Annotated in this window: 14 protein-coding genes; 8 read left to right on the top strand and 6 right to left on the bottom strand. The window is 41.3% G+C overall.

The window, feature by feature from the left end; all coding sequences use genetic code 11:
* Positions 1-14: 14 nt before the first annotated feature.
* Together BT797_RS00410 and BT797_RS00405 are read right to left on the bottom strand one after the other, a co-directional pair.
* A complete protein-coding gene (locus BT797_RS00410) occupies positions 15-3107 on the bottom strand; it encodes an efflux RND transporter permease subunit (RefSeq protein WP_075470832.1) in 3093 nt (1030 codons plus the stop codon).
* The gene (locus BT797_RS00405) at positions 3104-4306 is read right to left on the bottom strand and encodes an efflux RND transporter periplasmic adaptor subunit (RefSeq protein WP_075470830.1); all 1203 of its coding nucleotides are present in this window, start codon (positions 4304-4306) and stop codon (positions 3104-3106) included. Before BT797_RS00405 ends, BT797_RS00410 begins: the two co-directional genes overlap by 4 nt.
* A 189-nt stretch (positions 4307-4495) precedes the next feature.
* On the opposite strand from BT797_RS00405, the gene BT797_RS00400 reads away from it, so the two are divergent.
* On the top strand, positions 4496-5110 hold the full coding sequence (locus tag BT797_RS00400; protein ID WP_045108833.1) for a TetR/AcrR family transcriptional regulator: 615 nt from the start codon (positions 4496-4498) through the stop codon (positions 5108-5110).
* 56 nt (positions 5111-5166) lie between these two features.
* Here the strand turns inward: BT797_RS00400 and cobA are convergent, their stop codons facing one another.
* Both cobA and BT797_RS00390 read right to left on the bottom strand, forming a co-directional pair.
* Positions 5167-5970 carry a uroporphyrinogen-III C-methyltransferase gene (cobA, locus tag BT797_RS00395; RefSeq protein ID WP_045108832.1) on the bottom strand — a complete coding sequence of 268 codons (804 nt, stop codon included), beginning with the start codon at positions 5968-5970 and terminating at the stop codon, positions 5167-5169.
* Positions 5971-6178: 208 nt separating this feature from the next.
* On the bottom strand, positions 6179-6712 hold the full coding sequence (locus BT797_RS00390) for an FxsA family protein (RefSeq protein WP_075470828.1): 534 nt from the start codon (positions 6710-6712) through the stop codon (positions 6179-6181).
* A gap of 213 nt (positions 6713-6925) precedes the next feature.
* Here BT797_RS00390 and BT797_RS00385 point away from each other — a divergent pair, with 213 nt between their 5' ends.
* Positions 6926-7375, top strand: coding sequence for a protein-disulfide reductase DsbD domain-containing protein (locus BT797_RS00385; RefSeq protein WP_075470826.1), 450 nt, complete (start codon positions 6926-6928; stop codon positions 7373-7375).
* Between the two features lie 108 nt (positions 7376-7483).
* On the top strand, positions 7484-8275 hold the full coding sequence (locus tag BT797_RS00380; RefSeq protein WP_075470824.1) for an HAD family hydrolase: 792 nt from the start codon (positions 7484-7486) through the stop codon (positions 8273-8275).
* A 72-nt stretch (positions 8276-8347) separates the two neighbouring features.
* Here BT797_RS00380 and BT797_RS00375 read toward each other — a convergent pair whose 3' ends face one another.
* Complete coding sequence (locus BT797_RS00375) at positions 8348-9490, bottom strand: 3-phenylpropionate MFS transporter (protein ID WP_045108828.1); 1143 nt, start codon at positions 9488-9490, stop codon at positions 8348-8350.
* Between the two features lie 298 nt (positions 9491-9788).
* Between BT797_RS00375 and acs the strand changes: the two genes are divergently transcribed.
* The 5 genes from acs to BT797_RS00350 all read left to right on the top strand — a co-directional run bounded on the left by acs (position 9789) and on the right by BT797_RS00350 (position 16618).
* Positions 9789-11735, top strand: coding sequence for an acetate--CoA ligase (gene acs / locus BT797_RS00370; protein WP_045108827.1), 1947 nt, complete (start codon positions 9789-9791; stop codon positions 11733-11735).
* Positions 11736-12210: 475 nt separating this feature from the next.
* Complete coding sequence (aroQ, locus tag BT797_RS00365; RefSeq protein ID WP_045112365.1) at positions 12211-12669, top strand: type II 3-dehydroquinate dehydratase; 459 nt, start codon at positions 12211-12213, stop codon at positions 12667-12669.
* Positions 12670-12682: 13 nt separating this feature from the next.
* Positions 12683-13132, top strand: a complete 450-nt coding sequence (gene accB, locus BT797_RS00360) for an acetyl-CoA carboxylase biotin carboxyl carrier protein (protein ID WP_075470822.1) — start codon at positions 12683-12685, stop codon at positions 13130-13132.
* 14 nt (positions 13133-13146) lie between these two features.
* On the top strand, positions 13147-14502 hold the full coding sequence (gene accC / locus BT797_RS00355; RefSeq protein ID WP_045108825.1) for an acetyl-CoA carboxylase biotin carboxylase subunit: 1356 nt from the start codon (positions 13147-13149) through the stop codon (positions 14500-14502).
* A 460-nt stretch (positions 14503-14962) separates the two neighbouring features.
* Entirely contained in the window at positions 14963-16618 is a 1656-nt protein-coding gene (locus BT797_RS00350; RefSeq protein WP_075470820.1) for an immunoglobulin-like domain-containing protein, read from the top strand.
* 103 nt (positions 16619-16721) lie between these two features.
* On the opposite strand, the gene BT797_RS00345 is transcribed toward BT797_RS00350, so the two are convergent.
* Positions 16722-18176: an FAD-dependent oxidoreductase gene (locus tag BT797_RS00345; protein ID WP_075470818.1), complete on the bottom strand. Its 1455-nt coding sequence runs from the start codon at positions 18174-18176 to the stop codon at positions 16722-16724.
* Between the last annotated feature and the right edge of the window lie 81 nt (positions 18177-18257).

Below are 18257 nucleotides of genomic sequence, written 5' to 3'. Positions count from 1 at the left end.
CTATCGCTTTACAACTAAGCGGCGACAGCCGTTACTTCAAAAGATCTTTTACGGCTCATTAGTACAAAGATCGCAGGTACAAAATAAAACGATAATAAGGTCGTTAATACCGTACCACCCGCGATGGCAATGGCAAACGGCGGCCAAAAACCACCACCCGCTAAGATTAATGGTAAGAAACCGCCCACCGTTGTAATCGTCGTTGAGGTAATATGGCGAGTGCAACTAGTAATGGCTTTAATAATGGCATCGGTATCGCCAGCGACCGCTTTCGGATCTGATTTTAATTCAGCCAAAATAACAATCGCAGCATTAATCGCTAATCCCATCAAGCCAAGCAAACCAATAATAACGGTAAAGCCAAACGGATAATTAAACACATAAATACTCAGTAAACCCAAGCCAACAGATTGGATAGCCGATAACACGATCACGCCACCTAAACGGAATGAGTTAAATGACAGCACCACGATAATAATCAGTAACATAATAATCACACCAACACTGGCTAACAGATTACCCACCGCATCATTTCGTTTGGCTGACTCACCACCAAACTCCATGCGATAACCCGGCGGTAACACAAAGTTTTCACTGATTAAACGGGCCGAAAATTCATTGAGCACTGTTGAGGGCAATACCCCAGCAACTAAATATCCTTCAACCGTATTAACACGTACACCATTCCAATGCGGGATAGCCCCACGGCTTGGACGTAACGCTAATTCTGTTAATGCCACCAGCGGAATACTCGCTTGAGAAAGCGGAGAGCTCAGGCTAATGTTAGCTAAATCAGACAAACTACTACGTTGCTCATTAGCAATTCGCACTCGAACAGGTATCGATTCAGTGGCTTCAATAATCGAGCCATTTACCGTACCGTGTAAGGTTGATTGTAACTGTGCCGCCACATCCGTCAGGGTTAAGCCTGCTAACTGACTTACGTCCTCATTAATTTTCAACCATATTTTAGGTAATCCAGGTTGAATAGTCGCACGCGTATGAATCACGTTGTCAGTGCTAATTAAAATCCGTCTTGCTTCATCACCCAAGGTTTTTAAGGTATCTAAATTAGGACCAAAAAGTCGTAACTCAATTGGTGCTCTAAACGGAGGGCCTTGTTCTAACTTACGCACTAATATCTGTGCTTCAGGGATCGCATCATCAAGTAATATCTGTAACGACGGTACCAATTCATTAACACGTTTAAAACTATCGCCCGTGACCATTGCTTGGGCGTAATACTGCGCACCATCTTTACTTGGCATCAAATTATAGTAAAAAGACGGAGCGTTATTACCAATAAACCAACGAACCTTACTGATCCCTTGCTGTTGTGCTAACAAATCACTGATCGTTCTCGTCATGGCCTCGGTAGCAACAATACTGGTTTGCACAGGCATGAATAATTCAATATGGAACATGTCACGATCCGACGCTGGAAAGAACTGTTCATCCAAATGTTTAGCTAAAATAAAGCCACTTAAAGGTAAGATAAACACCAAACCAATACTGAGCTTAGGTCTGGCCAAGACCAATACCAATGACTGGCGGAAAGTCCGTGCTAAACCCGGTAATTCAATGCCATTATTATACCAAGTCGTTGTGCGTACTGATTTACTTGGTGAATTTCCCGCAAGGAAACGACCAGAGAGTCCAGCAACAATAGTATGCGAAACTAAATACGAACCGATTAAGGCGAAGATAACACTGAGTGCGATACCACTGACAAATTCCCCCGATGGTCCAGGCATCAGCACAATTGGCATAAAGGCTAATATTGTCGTCAACGTAGAACCTAATAGCGGTAACCATAAGTGCTTAATGGCACCTTGTACCGCAACACTCATATCTAAGCCCTGCTGTCGTCGTTTTTGGATTGTATCTGCCATTACAATCGCGTTATCAACCATGATACCTAAAGCCACAACTAAACCAGTGACTGACATTTGATGGATGGGTAAGCCGTAATAATTCATCACAGTCAAGGTAAACAATACTGTTAAAGGGAGAGATAAGGTAACGATTAATGCCGCGCGCCAGCCTAAAGTCACTAACAGCACAGCTGCAATGATCGAGAAACCAATCAGAATGTTATCTACCAGACCTTCTAGCCTATCTTCTGTGTATTGCGATTGGTCAAACAAGACTTCAGTGGTTAATGAATGAGGTAGTTGCTGATTGAACGCCGCAACCTTGTCATCCACCTCGGTACTCCATTTATCAATACGTAAATTTGGTAGCATACGTGTTGATACCACGACGGCATATTCACCATCAACCAAGGCAATTTCTTGCGCAGGCCACTGCAGATTTTTACTTATCTTCGCAATGTCACCTAAACGAACAACCGCGCCCTTATTATCATTTAGCAATGGGATCTGTCGGATCCGATCGACAGAGTCAAACGATCCCGCCACTTCGATCTGCATTTGGTTATAATCATTGATGATGTTACCCGCAGATACTTTAGCATCAGCAGCTAAAATAATACTGGAAATAGCTTGTGTCGATAGTGATAAATTCGCCGCTAAGTGTTTATCAATTTCGACCAGTATTTGCTCTTCGCCACGGCCAAATAAACTGACAATATCAGTACCGGAGATCACCTTTAACTGGTTTTGTAATTCTTTGCCGTAACGACCTAATGTAGTTAAATCAACGGCACTATTACCTTGCCATTTAACGGCTATTAATTGCGTATAAGCATAACCACGATCATCTTCTAATCGTGGTGCAACAGCTGCTGATGGTAACTCACTCGTTACGTCATTAAGCAGATCACGTACTCGTGACCACACCGGAACGGTATCAGTAATGGTATCGTGTAGTTTTAATTGCACGATGGATATTCCCGGCCGAGATGTAGAAGTAATACGGTTAATATCAGCCAATTTACGTAATTTTTGTTCTATTTTTTCAGTCACTAGCGCTTCTACGCGCTCAGCGCTCGCACCAGGCAGCAAGGTCAACACACTCGCAATCCGATTAGTGATCCTTGGATCTTCCGTACGCGGTAATGTTGATAATGAGCCAAGACCAGCTACAATGAGTAAAATAATCAGCAGTGCCATCAGGCGATTATTTTCAGTAAACGCCTTGATCATATTTTATGCTCCGATATCACATCCTTGGTCGGCATATTCACAAATGCTTGCTGATGACTGAGCGTCACCATCTGCCCCGGCATAAAACGATGGATTCCAGTATTTACATATGCTTGATTATCTTTTAAGTCCCCCTGAACATAAGCCGTTGTTTCAGTGGCATGTAAAACGGTGACAGTGGTGCTTTTAAGTTGAAATAGTGCAGACGATCTTACCTTATTTGTCTCTAGATCTCGCAACCCAAGGTTTTCTTCTAAAGTATATATATTCCACATACCTCGCACCCCGTCAGTGATCGCACTTAGCGGTACCCAATAACCCGGTTGTTGGTATTCCTGCGACAACGCCAGATAAGCTAACTGACCATTATAAACAGGGCTGTTATTCGCTAATGCAAAACGCAGGCTAATAGTTCGGGTCACAGTATCAACTTCATTACCCATACTCAGTAATGTCGCGGGATAACTAACACCTGCAATTTCGAGTTGATGCTCTTTACCCTGTAATTGCTTTATAAAACTAGCAGGTACACCAACTGTCACTTCCGAATCGCCAGTTTGCAACAATCTAAGTGCCGTGGTTCCCGCAGCGATCACTTCACCTTGGGCTATTTGGCGGCTACTAACAATGCCATCAAAAGGCGCTAATAGTTTAGATTTATCAATTCGGTACTGACTTGCCTCGAGAGCCGACAAAGTACTGTTAATATTTGCAGTAATAATACGCTTTTGCGACGACAGCTCATCCATATTCTGTTCTGACGTAAAACCACGCTTACTTAGTGAACTTAAACGCGATAAATTCGCTTCAATCAAATCAAATTCCGCTTCTGCCTGCTGCAACTGTGCTTCTAGTTGTTCCCGTTCGATTAATAACAGTTGGGTATTTAACTCTGCGAGCAATTGGCCTTTAACAACCTGCTGCCCTTCAATCACATGTAGGGTTTTAATAATGCCTGCAAACTCGAAACCTAAATTCGCATCTTGCTTAGCAATTACCTTACCGACAAATTTATTTTCAACTTGATAGCTGTCTTGCTGTGTAAGTTGCTCACTGCTTGCTTGTAAATACTGTGACGCTACCTGTGTTTCATCGGCAACAACCTCACTACATGCTTGCAGTGTGATCATTGTTAGCACTATACTTAGCCATTGCGCTGTTTTTATATGCAGCAAAGATACGTTATTCTTTCTAATCATAATAAAAGTCCTTTTTTACGTGCGATACAGCGCAAACCTTTTGTTTCAGCCATTTATAAACTAGACTTGAAAGTCCAGTCGAGAATATAGCAAAATCAAACTAGACCGTACAGTCTATTTTGTGCATATTAACGTATATGTAACATTTTATAATGACATGTATATTCAAATAACTAGCGGTATGAATAAATGAATAAACCCAGAACAAAGAGTGAATTAAAGCGAAATCAAATACTTGATGCAGCCACCTTACAATTTACTCAGCACGGCTACTCAGCCACGAGCATGGATCTAATCGCTAAATTAGCAGGAGTATCTAAGCAAACCGTGTATAGCCACTTTGGCAATAAAGATGAATTATTCATTACTGCAATCAGCTACAAATGCGAGTTATTGGGCGTAGGGGAATTATTACCAGAAAATCTTGGTCCGGTTGAACCGACATTAACCTTGTTCGCACAAGGCTTTTTTGCCATGATCACATCTCCAGACTCAATGGCAGTACATCGAACGTGTGCGGCAGAATGTCTTGCCCATCCACATTTATCACGATTATTTTTTGAGGCTGGTCCTCTCTTTGTTATCGATAAACTGACAAATTGCTTAGCGGAGTACCACCGTCGTGGAGAGTTAGATATAAACGACTGTCGTCAAGCAGCAATACAATTACTGGCGGTTCTTAAAGGTGAGCAATGGACACGGTTAGAGTTTAATATTGAAGAGTCGTTATCTGAGCAGGAAATTAAGCACTATTTACAAAGTTCTGTACGTTTATTTATCCGAGGATACCAGACGTTAAGTTAAAACAAACAGGGTTATATGAACTTCATACAACCCTGTTTATTACAGTTTAAATAATGTTATTCCGCCGTTGTGAGTGTGGCGCTAAACCAATCAAGCTTAGCCGCTAACTGGGTAACCTGACCAATGATAATCAGTGAAGGACTTTCAGCTTGTGCGGCAAGATCACTCAGATCTTTTAACGATCCTTGCAATGTACGCTGCCGCTGACTGGTGCCTCTTTCCACAATAGCCACCGGCATATCAGCACTCATTCCGTGTTCAATCAGCTTATTCGCAATACCACCACTCTGTATTAACCCCATGTAAAACACCAATGTATGCGTCGCCTTACCCAATAGAGGCCAATCCAACTGATGCGCATCATCTTTTAAATGCCCAGTAATAAATTGTACACCTTGAGTATAATCACGATGCGTCAACGGGATCCCTGCATATGCAGCACAACCAGAAGCAGCAGTGATCCCCGGCACAACTTCAAAAGGTATATTAAAAGGTAATAAGGCTTCAAGCTCTTCACCACCACGGCCAAAAATAAACGGATCGCCACCTTTAAGACGAATCACCAACTTACCTTGCTGCGCAAGATCCACTAATAATTGGTTAATGCCACTTTGTGGTACACAATGGTTTCCCGCTTTTTTTCCCACAAAAAAACGTTCCGCTTGTGGGTTAATCAAAGCGATAATCTCATCAGAAACTAAACGGTCATGTACTACAACTTCAGCTTGTTGCAATAAACGTAATGCTTTAACGGTTAATAAATCAGGGTCGCCTGGGCCCGAACCGACTAAAATTACTTTCCCTGTATGACTTATGGCCTGTAGCTCATTCACTGCTGTTGATACTGCTTGTCCAGTCATTCTATATCCTTAGCTACTACGCCAGCCGTTCATGGCTAGCAACTATTCACAGTAACTTAATTACCATGTTTATTTATGGCCTAATAAATACCACACCTATAGTGTGCTTACCAATAGCCGTGTAGTATAAGTTATATCAAGCGAAGCAGGATCAAAAAAGGCGCGAACTTTCGAACACGCCTTTTGGTATTTATTTGTCTATCGCTTACTAATTAAGCTTGTTGTCATCTTTGTCTACTTCAACAAAATCACCTTCAATAACACCGTCATTTTTGGCCTTATTATCTGCACCAGGCTGTTGTTGAAATGGCGACGAGTGTGTTGACGATTGTGACGAATAATGGAAACCTTGCGCATTACCCGTAAACGTCGATTGTGGAATAATACGATCTTTGTACTGGGCAATAATCGCTTTTGCTAAACGACCACGAATTTGCGGTGTTAATACCAACAAACCTAAAGCATCAGTAACAAAGCCCGGTGTTACAAGTAGTACACCACAAACTAGTAGCATAATGCCTTCTACAATTTCTTGCCCAGGTGCTTCACCAGCAGCTAAACGAGATTGTAATTTTTGTACCGTTTGCACGCCTTGACTACGCACTAAATACGAGCCCACAAAAGCCGTTAACACAATGATACCAACCGTCAGCTCTGCACCTAATAACGAACCTACCGACATCAGTACATACACTTCAATTAATGTCATCGCAGTAAACAAGAAAAATAAACGACCTAACACATTAACCTCTCAAAAATATAGTTATAGTAGATAGCTCAACTGAATATGGTAGTAATAACTAAATTATCTAAAAATCAGCATAAAACGATCAGAATATAAAGTAACATAAGGGGTATTAACCCATTTTTCAAGTTATAGCCTAGTAGATAGTCCGTAATACTAAGTAACTAACACAATAACTACGACAGCTAAAAATCAATAAAGTTGGAAAAAATGAAAGTAAAATTAATCCTATTATTAGCAAGTAATCTCATATTTCAAAGCACAATACCAGCACACGCCAATAATAATTTTAGTCTATTTGCAAATAAACAACAAAGCGCACCTGCATTCTTGCCTGTCGAGGATGCGTTTGTTTTTTCTCAACTGCAACAAGCCGACAACTTAAATATATTTTGGCAAATTACCGAAGGTTATTATTTATATAAGAATAAGCTGCGCGTAACAATAAACGGTAATGATCACACGATAATAGGGCTACCTGAAGGTAAAGATTATCATGATGAATATTTTGGCGATGTCGAAATTTTTGAATATGAATTGATGTTGTCAGTGCCCGTTTCAGCGCTAGCTCCAGCAAGTAAAATAACGATTCATTACCAAGGTTGTGCAGTAGCGGGATTATGTTACCCACCCATGACAAAAACGTTTATTACACAATAAACAGTTTCCTCCCGTATCTGAATCATCACTCAATGAATACTGAGATACTAAGATAGAAGGTTAGTCATATTTTCCCAAATTGACTAAACATTATGAAGGATGTATGAAATGGATTCGATACAAAACCAATTAACGCCAGACTGGAAACATGTGAAATGGGTGTTAACAGATGTGGATGATACCCTCACTTGGCAAGGAAAGTTACCACCAGAAACCTTGATTGCACTGGCTGATCTTCAGCAAGCAGGTATAAAAGTGGTGGCAGTCACCGGAGCCTGCGCAGGTTGGTGTGACCATATCGCTCAGCTATGGCCTGTTGATGCCGTACTTGGTGAAAATGGCGCGTTCATTATGGAAAAGGAAAATGACTATTTAACCCTACGGGCCAATCGTTCTATGGATGATATTGCCCAACAACAAGCAATATTAAAACAGCAAGTAAAAGCGATTTTAGCGGATTATCCCGATCTAAATTTAACACTCGATCAGTCATATCGACTGTGTGAAGTAGCCATTGATATTGGCCAGAATCGAGATCGTGTTGATGAGGTAATTATTACTGAGGTTGTCACTAAAATTCATGCCCTAGGTGCACATGCAACAGCCAGCTCCATTCATATTAATGCGTGGTATGGAGAACATTCTAAAAAAGCAACATCCCTGCAATTTTTAGCAGAACAGGGATTGTCCACACACGAAATACTGAATTACGCTTGTTACGTAGGGGATTCAATGAATGATCAGCGGATGTTTGAAGCGCTGCCTAAAACAGTCGGCGTTGCCAATATACAAGATTACTGGGACAAACTCAGTCATCATCCTGCAATCGTCATGAGTCTGCCTGGTGGATTCGGTTTTGCGGAGTTTACTAAGCAGTTACTTAATTTGAAAGGCCGTTAAATACAAGAGTACAAGCAAATATAAACGGATAACTAATACGTTATCCGTTTAAAAGCATGTAAAGGGCTGTAATTAGATGTGTTTACTGCGAACCAATAGCAACACTGGTAACACGGCAATCGCCATCAAGATGAAAATATTTTCTTTTAAATCAGGATAGAATAATCCAGATAAAAATGTCAGCAATGCAATCGCCAGACTGAATGGAATTGCCGCATAAATAGCTTGTACCGTCATGGTATCTTCATCAGCCACATTTTCGGATATATAACGCATCGCCGCCAAATGCGCGATACCAAATGTCACACCGTGTAATAATTGCGATAACATGATCACAGTCACGTCAACCGCATAACTCAGTGTTAACCAACGGACAATACTGCCTAAAGTCGCAATTACAAACATCGTCGCCATACTGGTATTGGCAAACAATCGACGTCCGATTGCAAGAAAGAAGATCTCACCGACAACACCCATACTCCAAAAGTAACCAATGTAGGTTTCACTAATACCAATGTCCTGCCAATACACAGCACCAAAACCATAATATGCCGCATGTGCGCCTTGTAGTAATGCGGTGATTAACAAAAATGGCCAAAAACTTGGGCGACTTAAAATAGCAATAAAGCTAAGACTACGTTTACTACTTGCCGCAGTATCTTGCGGCAAATTACGTACAGGGGTTACAGTTAATAATAATAAGGCAGCTAAGCCAACAATAATCGTGAATAAAATAATTTGATGATCAAACGATTCAACCAGTACTCCAGTCAGTGCACTCGCCAACATAAAGCCTATTGAGCCCCATAAGCGGGTCTTACCGTAATCCATATTATTATAACGAACGAGCTTTGCCGCCATCGCTTCACCTAACGCCATTAACGGTGAAAAGACAAAGTTAGTGATCACCACCAGCAGAAAAATCACATACACATTATTGCTCAAGTAAAAACCAGCAAAAGTAATAATACTGGTCAGCGTTAAGCGACGCATCGCTTGTAACAACGACACTGTGGTCGCTAAATTACGGGTTAACAATAAAGCCCCCGCTGAACGCGCGAGCAAGGCAAAAGCAAGCATGGTCCCGATCATTTCGGTAGACGTCCCCTCGCCCTTTAACCACAATGCCCAAAATGGCAGTAGAACACCATAGACACCAAAGAAGCCAAGATAATATAACCCCATCCATAAGGTAGATGGCAGTGAATATGACATGTTAACCCTCTAATTATTAGTAAATTACACTGTAATAAGTGCAGCTATTTTGCGCTTTTATCGTTAATAAATCATTAAGAAAAATAAATTAAAACGTTGCGTGAAGTAGCATTTTTAAAATCATATATTAGCTATGTAAGTCAAACTATCACAAAAACTGAGTGCTAATACTAAAGTCGTATTGCTAGAAATTTACCACCGTGTCATTTTTATTTACAAGAGATGTGCATCACCGCAGGCTAAATAGTGATATCACATCCAAAATAAATAAGGAATTAGATACCATTAAGGAAGAATAATGAGCGACACTAAACTATATCCGGTACCAGCAGAATTTGCGCAAAACAGTTTATTAAATGACAGTGCTTATCAAGCTATGTATAAGCATTCAATTACCGATCCGGAAGCATTTTGGCGTGAACAAGGGCACATCGTTGATTGGATCAAGCCTTACAGCCAAGTCAAAAGCACCAGTTTTCAACCTGGTAGTGTCGACATTAAATGGTTTCAAGACGGCAAGCTCAATGTCTCAGCCAACTGTCTTGATCGTCACTTAAAAGATAACGCTAACAAAACGGCAATCATTTGGGAAGGCGATGATCCCAAAGATTCAGCAAAGCTCACTTATCAAGAAGTCTATGAAAAAGTCTGTCAGTTTTCTAATGCGCTAAAAGCTCAAGGCATTAAAAAAGGTGACGTAGTTTGTTTGTATATGCCAATGGTGCCAGAAGCCGCTATCGCAATGCTTGCTTGTACGCGTATTGGTGCTGTACACACAATTGTATTTGCTGGTTTCTCTGCAGAAGCACTAGCAGATCGTATTGATAACTGTGGTGCGAAATTAGTGATCACCGCTGATGAAAGTCTACGTGCAGGACGTATCACCCGCCTAAAAGATTGCGTTGATAATGCTTTAGCCAAACCACAAGTAACCAGCGTTGAAAATGTCATTGTATTCGCACGAACCAACGCAGATATTACTTGGTATGAAGGCCGCGATCTATGGTGGCATGATATTGTAAAAGACCAGTCAAGTGAATGTGCTCCTGAAGCCATGAATGCCGAAGATCCATTATTCATCCTTTATACTTCCGGCTCGACCGGTAAACCTAAAGGTGTACTGCATACCACAGGTGGTTACCTCGTATATGCAACCATGACCTTTAAGTACGTTTTTGATCACCAAGACAATGACATATTCTGGTGTACCGCCGATGTTGGTTGGATCACGGGTCACAGTTACTTGGTTTATGGACCACTTGCGAATGCCGCTACCACGGTATTATTTGAAGGTGTACCAAACTATCCTGATACAGCCCGCATGAGTCAGGTTGTTGATAAACACCAAGTCACCACACTTTATACTGCACCGACCGCAATTCGGGCACTGATGGCCAAAGGCGATGACGCCATTACTGGTACTAAACGTACCTCGCTTCGACTAATGGGTTCGGTGGGTGAACCGATCAATCCAGAAGCATGGCAATGGTATTACGACAAGATTGGCAACTCATCAACACCAATTGTTGATACTTGGTGGCAAACAGAAACTGGCGGGATCTTAATTACTCCTCTGCCTGGCGCTACGGCACTAAAACCGGGCTCTGCAACACGCCCATTCTTTGGTGTTAACCCTGCGTTGGTCGACAATAAAGGTAACTTATTAGAAGGCGAAAATGAAGGTAACTTAGTTATCTTAGATTCTTGGCCAGGACAAATGCGCGGTATTTATGGTGACGAAAGTCGTTTTGAAGAAGCTTATTTCTCAACATTCCCGAACATGTACTGCACTGGTGATGGTGCCAAACGAGATGCAGACGGTTACTACTGGATCACAGGTCGTGTAGATGATGTCCTGAATGTCTCTGGTCACCGTATGGGTACCGCAGAAATTGAAAGTGCATTAGTTGCACACAGTAAAATTGCAGAAGCCGCTGTCGTCGGAGTGCCACACGATATTAAAGGACAAGGTATTTATGCATACGTCACACTGAATGCCGGAGAAAAAGCGGATGACGCACTATTGGCCGAAGTAAAGCAATGGGTACGCAGTGAAATTGGGGCGATTGCCACACCAGATACCTTGCATTGGACAGACGCATTACCAAAAACACGTTCAGGAAAGATCATGCGTCGTATTCTGCGGAAGGTAGCAACCAATGATACAGATTCGTTAGGTGATACATCCACGTTAGCAGACCCAAGCGTTGTTGATACTCTCATTGCCGAAAAGCGAAACGTATAACACACATAAACGCTAGCCCTATCACTAATTCGCTAGCGTTATCATAATCAATTTATCGGTGTAACCCTCGCCTTAGTTACATCGATTTTTTATTTCCGATACCAATTAACAACTTCTGTATCCATATCCAATCATCTCTACATAATGCCCTATTAACACCGTAAAATAAGCATGCTCAAATTATTCTAGCTGATCAAACTGTTAATCAATCAAACTTATTGACAATCGCATCAATAACCGTCCTCACCTCTCTTAAATAAGCGATGTGAGCGAGATTAAACTTAGAGTGTAAACTTTAATAAAATATCAGATAAGACCAGTTAAATGCTGTTATATTCTACGAAAATCATATAATGTGTAGGGAATTAGCAACAATTGTACTTTATATTAATTTATGATTGAAGTTTTCAGAAAAGCTAGCAAAGACAACGCTTTTAGCGACGTTAGCGTCATTTTACCAGACAATGGAAGCAATATGTCGAACAAACTAAGAATATTGTTACTCAACGGACCGAATCTAAATCTTTTAGGTAAAAGAGAACCTGAGACTTACGGCTATCAAACACTTAGTGACATTGTAGAACATTTAAACGATGTTGCAACTCAGCACGATATTGATCTGCGCCACGAACAGTCTAACGCAGAACACGAGCTCATTAATCATATTCATGCAGCAATGGGAAATACTGATTTTATCATTATCAACCCAGCAGCATATACGCATACAAGTGTCGCAATTAGAGATGCATTATTAGGGGTTTCAATCCCCTTTATCGAAGTACATCTCTCTAATGTACACGCACGAGAACAATTTCGTCATCATTCTTATCTGTCAGATGTCGCCAAAGGCGTTATTTGTGGGTTAGGTGCTGATGGTTATGAATTTGCGTTGCTTTCTGCTGTCAAACAGCTGAAGCAAACTAACAACAAATAATAAAGAGATTATTATGGATATCCGTAAAATTAAAAAACTGATTGAACTTGTTGAAGAATCTGGTATTGCAGAATTAGAAATTTCTGAAGGCGAAGAGTCAGTTCGAATCAATCGTTTTAGTAGCGTGGCACCACAAGTTCAATACACGGCGGCTCCCGCTCCTGTAGCACCTGTGGCAGCGCCGGTTCCAACGGCAGCAGCTGTTGAAGCAGCTCCTGCAGAAGTAGCTGGACATCAAGTTCGCTCTCCGATGGTTGGTACTTTCTATAATGCAGCATCTCCGGGTGCAGCACCTTTTGTGACTATTGGCCAAACAGTTAGTGTTGGCGATACGCTATGTATCTTAGAAGCAATGAAAATGATGAATCAAATCGAGTCAGATAAAGCCGGCGTAGTAAAAGCTATCCTAGCGACAGACGGTCAAGCTATTGAGTTTGATGAACCACTTTTCATCATTGAATAACTACGGGGTTTCCAATGCTGGATAAAGTTGTTATCGCCAATCGCGGCGAAATCGCACTACGTATTCTTCGTGCTTGTAAAGAGTTAGGCATCAAGACTGTTGCTGTTCACTCAACGGCCGATCGTGAACTTAAGCATGTATTACTTGCTGACGAAACGGTTTGTATCGGCAAACCTGCGGCTGTAGACAGTTACTTAAATGTACCTGCAATCTTAAGCGCAGCAGAGATCACGGGCGCTGTTGCCGTTCATCCTGGTTACGGTTTCTTAGCTGAAAATGCTGATTTTGCTGAACAGGTTGAACATTCTGGTTTTATTTTCATCGGCCCTAAAGCTGAAACTATTCGTCTAATGGGCGATAAAGTATCTGCGATTGCAGCGATGAAAAAAGCCGGAGTACCTTGTGTTCCGGGTTCTGATGGTCCGCTTGATACAGATGCTCAACGTAATAAGAACATTGCTAAACGCATCGGCTATCCGATCATTATTAAAGCTGCCGGTGGCGGTGGTGGTCGTGGTATGCGTGTTGTTCGTGAAGAATCTGAATTACTTGATTCTATCGCGCTAACTCGTAACGAAGCAGGTTCATTCTTCGGTAATGACATGGTATACATGGAGAAATTCCTAGAAAATCCACGTCACATCGAGATACAAATACTGGCTGATGGTCAAGGTAATGCTATCTATCTTGGCGAGCGAGATTGCTCACTACAACGCCGTCACCAAAAAGTAGTTGAAGAAGCACCAGCACCAGGAATTACTGCTGACATTCGTCGACATATCGGTGAACGTTGTAGTCGAGCTTGTGTTGATATTAACTATCGTGGCGCTGGTACTTTCGAATTCTTGTATGAAAACGGCGAATTCTATTTCATCGAAATGAATACTCGAATTCAGGTTGAACACACCATTACAGAAATGGTAACTGGTATTGATTTAATCAAAGCACAGCTACGTATTGCTGCGGGCATGCCATTATCTGTATCCCAAGATGAAGTACGTTTAACGGGTCATTCTATTGAATGCCGTATTAATGCTGAAGATCCGGAAAGCTTTATTCCAAGTCCAGGTCTGATCAAACGTTTCCATGCCGCAGGCGGTTATGGCGTACGTTGGGAATCACATGTATATGCGGGTTATAAAGTACCACCACACTACGACTCAATGATCGGTAAGCTAATCACTTATGGTGAAAATCGTGACGTTGCAATCTCAAGAATGCGTAACGCATTAAGTGAGATGGTGATTGATGGTATTAAAACTAATATCCCACTGCATTTAGATATTTTAAATGATGAAAACTTCCAAAATGGTGGCACTAATATCCATTATCTAGAGAAGAAATTAGCTCTAAAAGAGAAAAACGCGTAATAAGAGCTAACCTCATTAAATATCAAAAAACCCAAGCGATTTATTCGTCTTGGGTTTTTTATTATTCGCCTAAAAATAAGCTGGTATTACCTCTATGATAACCATCCTATTTATCTGCATTCCCCACCTCACATTAGTGCTTAATAGCTAAAACACGTTATAACAATAAACGAAAAACACTAAATAATAATATTAGCCTAACACCATCATCAATAAATAACTTTTAAAACAGTCACTTAAAATGACAGTGTGAATAACACCGCTCATATAGGTCATTTATCCTAATTCTGCATATAATTTTTATGCTCTATTTGCTATAGGCATTCTTTTTTCGGCCATAAAAAAAAGTACTGTGTACAAGCCCCCCGTAATCACTATACATTTTATTGTAGTTTAATATCGGTTTTAACAATGAGATAGGATATTTCATTACGTCAATAGCGTTAATTTGGGGAATATTATGAAGCTAAAATCTATACTTTCAGCGGCAATCTTTACAGGCTTATTTTCAACAGCAAGTATTGCAGGGACGATCACCTCACAGGACGACAATGTAGTCGTTGGTTACTGGCATAACTGGTGTGATGGTGGTGGTTATAAGGGGGGGAACGCCCCTTGTGTTGACCTCAGTGAAGTTAACCCACAGTACAACGTAGTCAACATTTCATTTATGAAAGTTTATGATACCGCAGAAGGTCGTATCCCAACCTTTAAGCTAGACCCGACAATAGGTATGAGTGAAGCTGAATTTATTGAACAGATCAATGCCATGAATAGTCAGGGACGCAGTGTACTACTCGCCCTTGGTGGTGCCGATGCACATATCGAGTTAACTCGTGGTGATGAAGATGCGCTCGCAGCAGAGATAATTCGTCTTACAGATCGTTATGGTTTTGATGGTCTCGATATCGACTTAGAGCAAGCTGCTATTGTGGCGAAAGATAATCAGTTTGTTATTCCGACCGCATTAAAAATGGTGAAAGAGCATTACCGTAAAACCGGTGATAATTTCATGATCACCATGGCGCCAGAATTTCCATACTTAACAGCAAATGGCGCTTATACTCCCTATCTAACCGCACTCGATGGCTATTATGATTTTATTAATCCACAATTCTATAATCAAGGTGGTGACGGCCTCTGGATTGAAGGCGTCGGTTGGATAGCACAAAATAATGATGATTTAAAAGAAGAGTTTATTTACTATATTGCTGACTCTCTTATTAACGGTACGCGTAATTTTCACAAGATTCCACATGATAAATTGGTGTTTGGACTGCCTTCAAGTAATGATGCAGCTGCCACAGGGTATGTCAAAAACCCTCAAGATTTGTATCGGGCGTTTGATCGTTTAAAAGCACAAGGGCAACCACTACGTGGCGTCATGACCTGGTCAGTAAACTGGGATATGGGAACAAATGCGGCCAACAACAGCTACAATCAGCAGTTTATTAAAGATTATGGTGATTTTATTCATAATCAATTACCGCCAGTCGTTGATATGACACCAACCTTGCTAGGTATTGTCGATACACGTATCGAGCTTAATGGTGATTTCGATCCTTTAACAGGCATTTCCGCCAAAGATTATCAGGGTAATGACATCACTAATAGTGTAGCGGTAACCGGTCATGTAGAGACTAATCAAGTCGGTGAATATCTATTAACGTACAGTGTCAGCAGTAATGACAAAACCACCAACCAAATACGTAAAGTGACAATATACGAAGTATTACCTCGCTTTGACGGTATCACAGATACCTCGATTGTTATTGGTAGTCAGTTTGATCCAATGCAAGGTGTCAGTGCCAGTCATCCAACGCAAGGAGATCTCACTGGCAATATCTTCGTCACAGGCGAAATAAATAACAATCTTGTTGGTGAATACGAGCTAACCTACACATTAACCTACGGCCAAGATAATCAGAAAACCATGACTAATAAACGTATTGTTACTGTGCTAAGCGATACGATTAATGACAGTGATTGGCAAGCCGATACCATCTATGTGGGCGGAGATAAAGTCACTCACAACGGTTCAGCATGGACAGCGCAATGGTGGACAAAAGGGGAAGAACCGGGCACTACAGGGAAATGGGGAGTGTGGCGAAAATAGAAGGTAACTAAACGCTGTCTAAATACATAACTAAAAAATAAAACCCAGTATTAGCGCAAGTTGATACTGGTTTTCTCATGATAATTATTAACTAGTTAGCATGTTACTTATCCGCTTTACCCGCCGCATTAGCAAATTTAGCCAACTGCTTATCCAACCAAAAAGGCGTTATTTCGTTATCTTCACAACGTTCTTTACGACGAATGGCATTACGTACCATCATAGTGCCTAACCAACGCACAGGTTCAGGTGGAAACCCGCCTTTTAGCCCTGTCGTTAAGCCGTTATTACTCCATTTATTATCATGACCTAGCAGCATAGATGATAAGATCTTACCGCCTATCCAAGTCTGGCCTACGCCACTACCGGAATAACCAAAACCATAATAAATATTACCTTTTTCTTCAATTTGACCGAAAAACGGCAGCCCCGTCGCCGATCGATCCGATGGGCCAGTCCAAGTAACTTCAAACTCCTCATCCACCAGCGTCGGAAATAATTTATCAAACGACTCACGCAATAACTTACTATAACGGGTAGGTTTATCGAATAAAGGTCTGACTACATTGCCATAAGAGAAATGATTACCTCCCTTACCTAACATTAATCGGCCATCTGGCGTAGTGCGGTAGTAATGCACAAAGGTACGTGAATCCAGCACCGTTTTACCGTCTACTAACCCCATTTTTTTCAACTTTTCTGGTATTGGTTTAGTGATTGCCATGTCTGAAGATACCACGACGATCTTATTTTTAAATTGTGGAAATTGCTCTAACATCCACGCATTCAATGCCATCACAGCTTTCGTTGCATAAACCGCGCCTTTCGGGGTATTAATCACGACTTTATGCTTGATATTTTTATTGCGATAGACTGACGTAATCGAATTATCATTAATATCTAACATCGGGGTGTTTTCATAAATACGTACCCCGAGTTGTTCTGCCACACGCTTCAAACCACGAACTAATTTACCCGGTTGTACACTTGCGGCAACGGGAGAGAAATGCCCTGCTTGATGTAATTCAGATCCAGCATGCTGTTGTACTTTCTGCGCTTCCCACGCCTGCCAACTGTTTAATTGATGTTTATCTAACGCCGCTAAAGTCGCCTCTAAACCACCGGTTTGCGCAGTATTAGTCGCAGTAAATAAGGTACCATCACGACGTAATTCTGCATCGATTTTATATTTCAAACAAAAGGCTTCAATTTCATCCACAGCTTGCTCTGACGCTTTGACTAATTCAACAGCCTGCGCTTCGCCATACAAACGTTGCATCGACAAATATTTGGTCGACCACGTTAACATGCAACCACCATTACGACCCGATGCCCCACTGCCACAGAGACTTTTTTCTATAATCATTACATCCAGTGTTGGTTGTTGCTGTTTTAACTGAATCGCCGTCCATAAACCTGTATAACCACCACCGACTATACACACATCGGCGACGGTATCAGCGTTAAGCGTTTGTGGTTGTACATTATTTCGGTAGTCCGCTTCTAGAGCCATTGCTTGTTGGAACCAAAAAGGTTGGAACTCAGGCTGTTTAGTCATGCTCACACTCTGTGTACTTTATTTTAATGTAACGAAAAATAGCTAACTAGAATTAGTCATAGAACTAACAACAGAACTAGC

The sequence above is a fragment of the Moritella viscosa genome, from assembly GCF_900120065.1.
Lineage (GTDB): Bacteria > Pseudomonadota > Gammaproteobacteria > Enterobacterales > Moritellaceae > Moritella > Moritella viscosa.
This window is presented reverse-complemented; position numbering and strand designations above follow the sequence as displayed.

Bases quoted from the DNA above. Each gene is read 5' to 3' on its own strand.
- BT797_RS00350 (WP_075470820.1), top strand. From the start codon at position 14,963: ATGAAGCTAAAATCTATACTTTCAGCGGCAATCTTTACAGGCTTATTT.
- BT797_RS00410 (WP_075470832.1), bottom strand. From the start codon at position 3,107: ATGATCAAGGCGTTTACTGAAAATAATCGCCTGATGGCACTGCTGATT.
- accC (WP_045108825.1), top strand. From the start codon at position 13,147: ATGCTGGATAAAGTTGTTATCGCCAATCGCGGCGAAATCGCACTACGT.
- BT797_RS00405 (WP_075470830.1), bottom strand. From the start codon at position 4,306: ATGATTAGAAAGAATAACGTATCTTTGCTGCATATAAAAACAGCGCAA.
- BT797_RS00400 (WP_045108833.1), top strand. From the start codon at position 4,496: ATGAATAAACCCAGAACAAAGAGTGAATTAAAGCGAAATCAAATACTT.
- cobA (WP_045108832.1), bottom strand. From the start codon at position 5,970: ATGACTGGACAAGCAGTATCAACAGCAGTGAATGAGCTACAGGCCATA.
- BT797_RS00375 (WP_045108828.1), bottom strand. From the start codon at position 9,490: ATGTCATATTCACTGCCATCTACCTTATGGATGGGGTTATATTATCTT.
- accB (WP_075470822.1), top strand. From the start codon at position 12,683: ATGGATATCCGTAAAATTAAAAAACTGATTGAACTTGTTGAAGAATCT.
- acs (WP_045108827.1), top strand. From the start codon at position 9,789: ATGAGCGACACTAAACTATATCCGGTACCAGCAGAATTTGCGCAAAAC.
- BT797_RS00345 (WP_075470818.1), bottom strand. From the start codon at position 18,176: ATGACTAAACAGCCTGAGTTCCAACCTTTTTGGTTCCAACAAGCAATG.
- BT797_RS00385 (WP_075470826.1), top strand. From the start codon at position 6,926: ATGAAAGTAAAATTAATCCTATTATTAGCAAGTAATCTCATATTTCAA.
- BT797_RS00380 (WP_075470824.1), top strand. From the start codon at position 7,484: ATGGATTCGATACAAAACCAATTAACGCCAGACTGGAAACATGTGAAA.
- aroQ (WP_045112365.1), top strand. From the start codon at position 12,211: ATGTCGAACAAACTAAGAATATTGTTACTCAACGGACCGAATCTAAAT.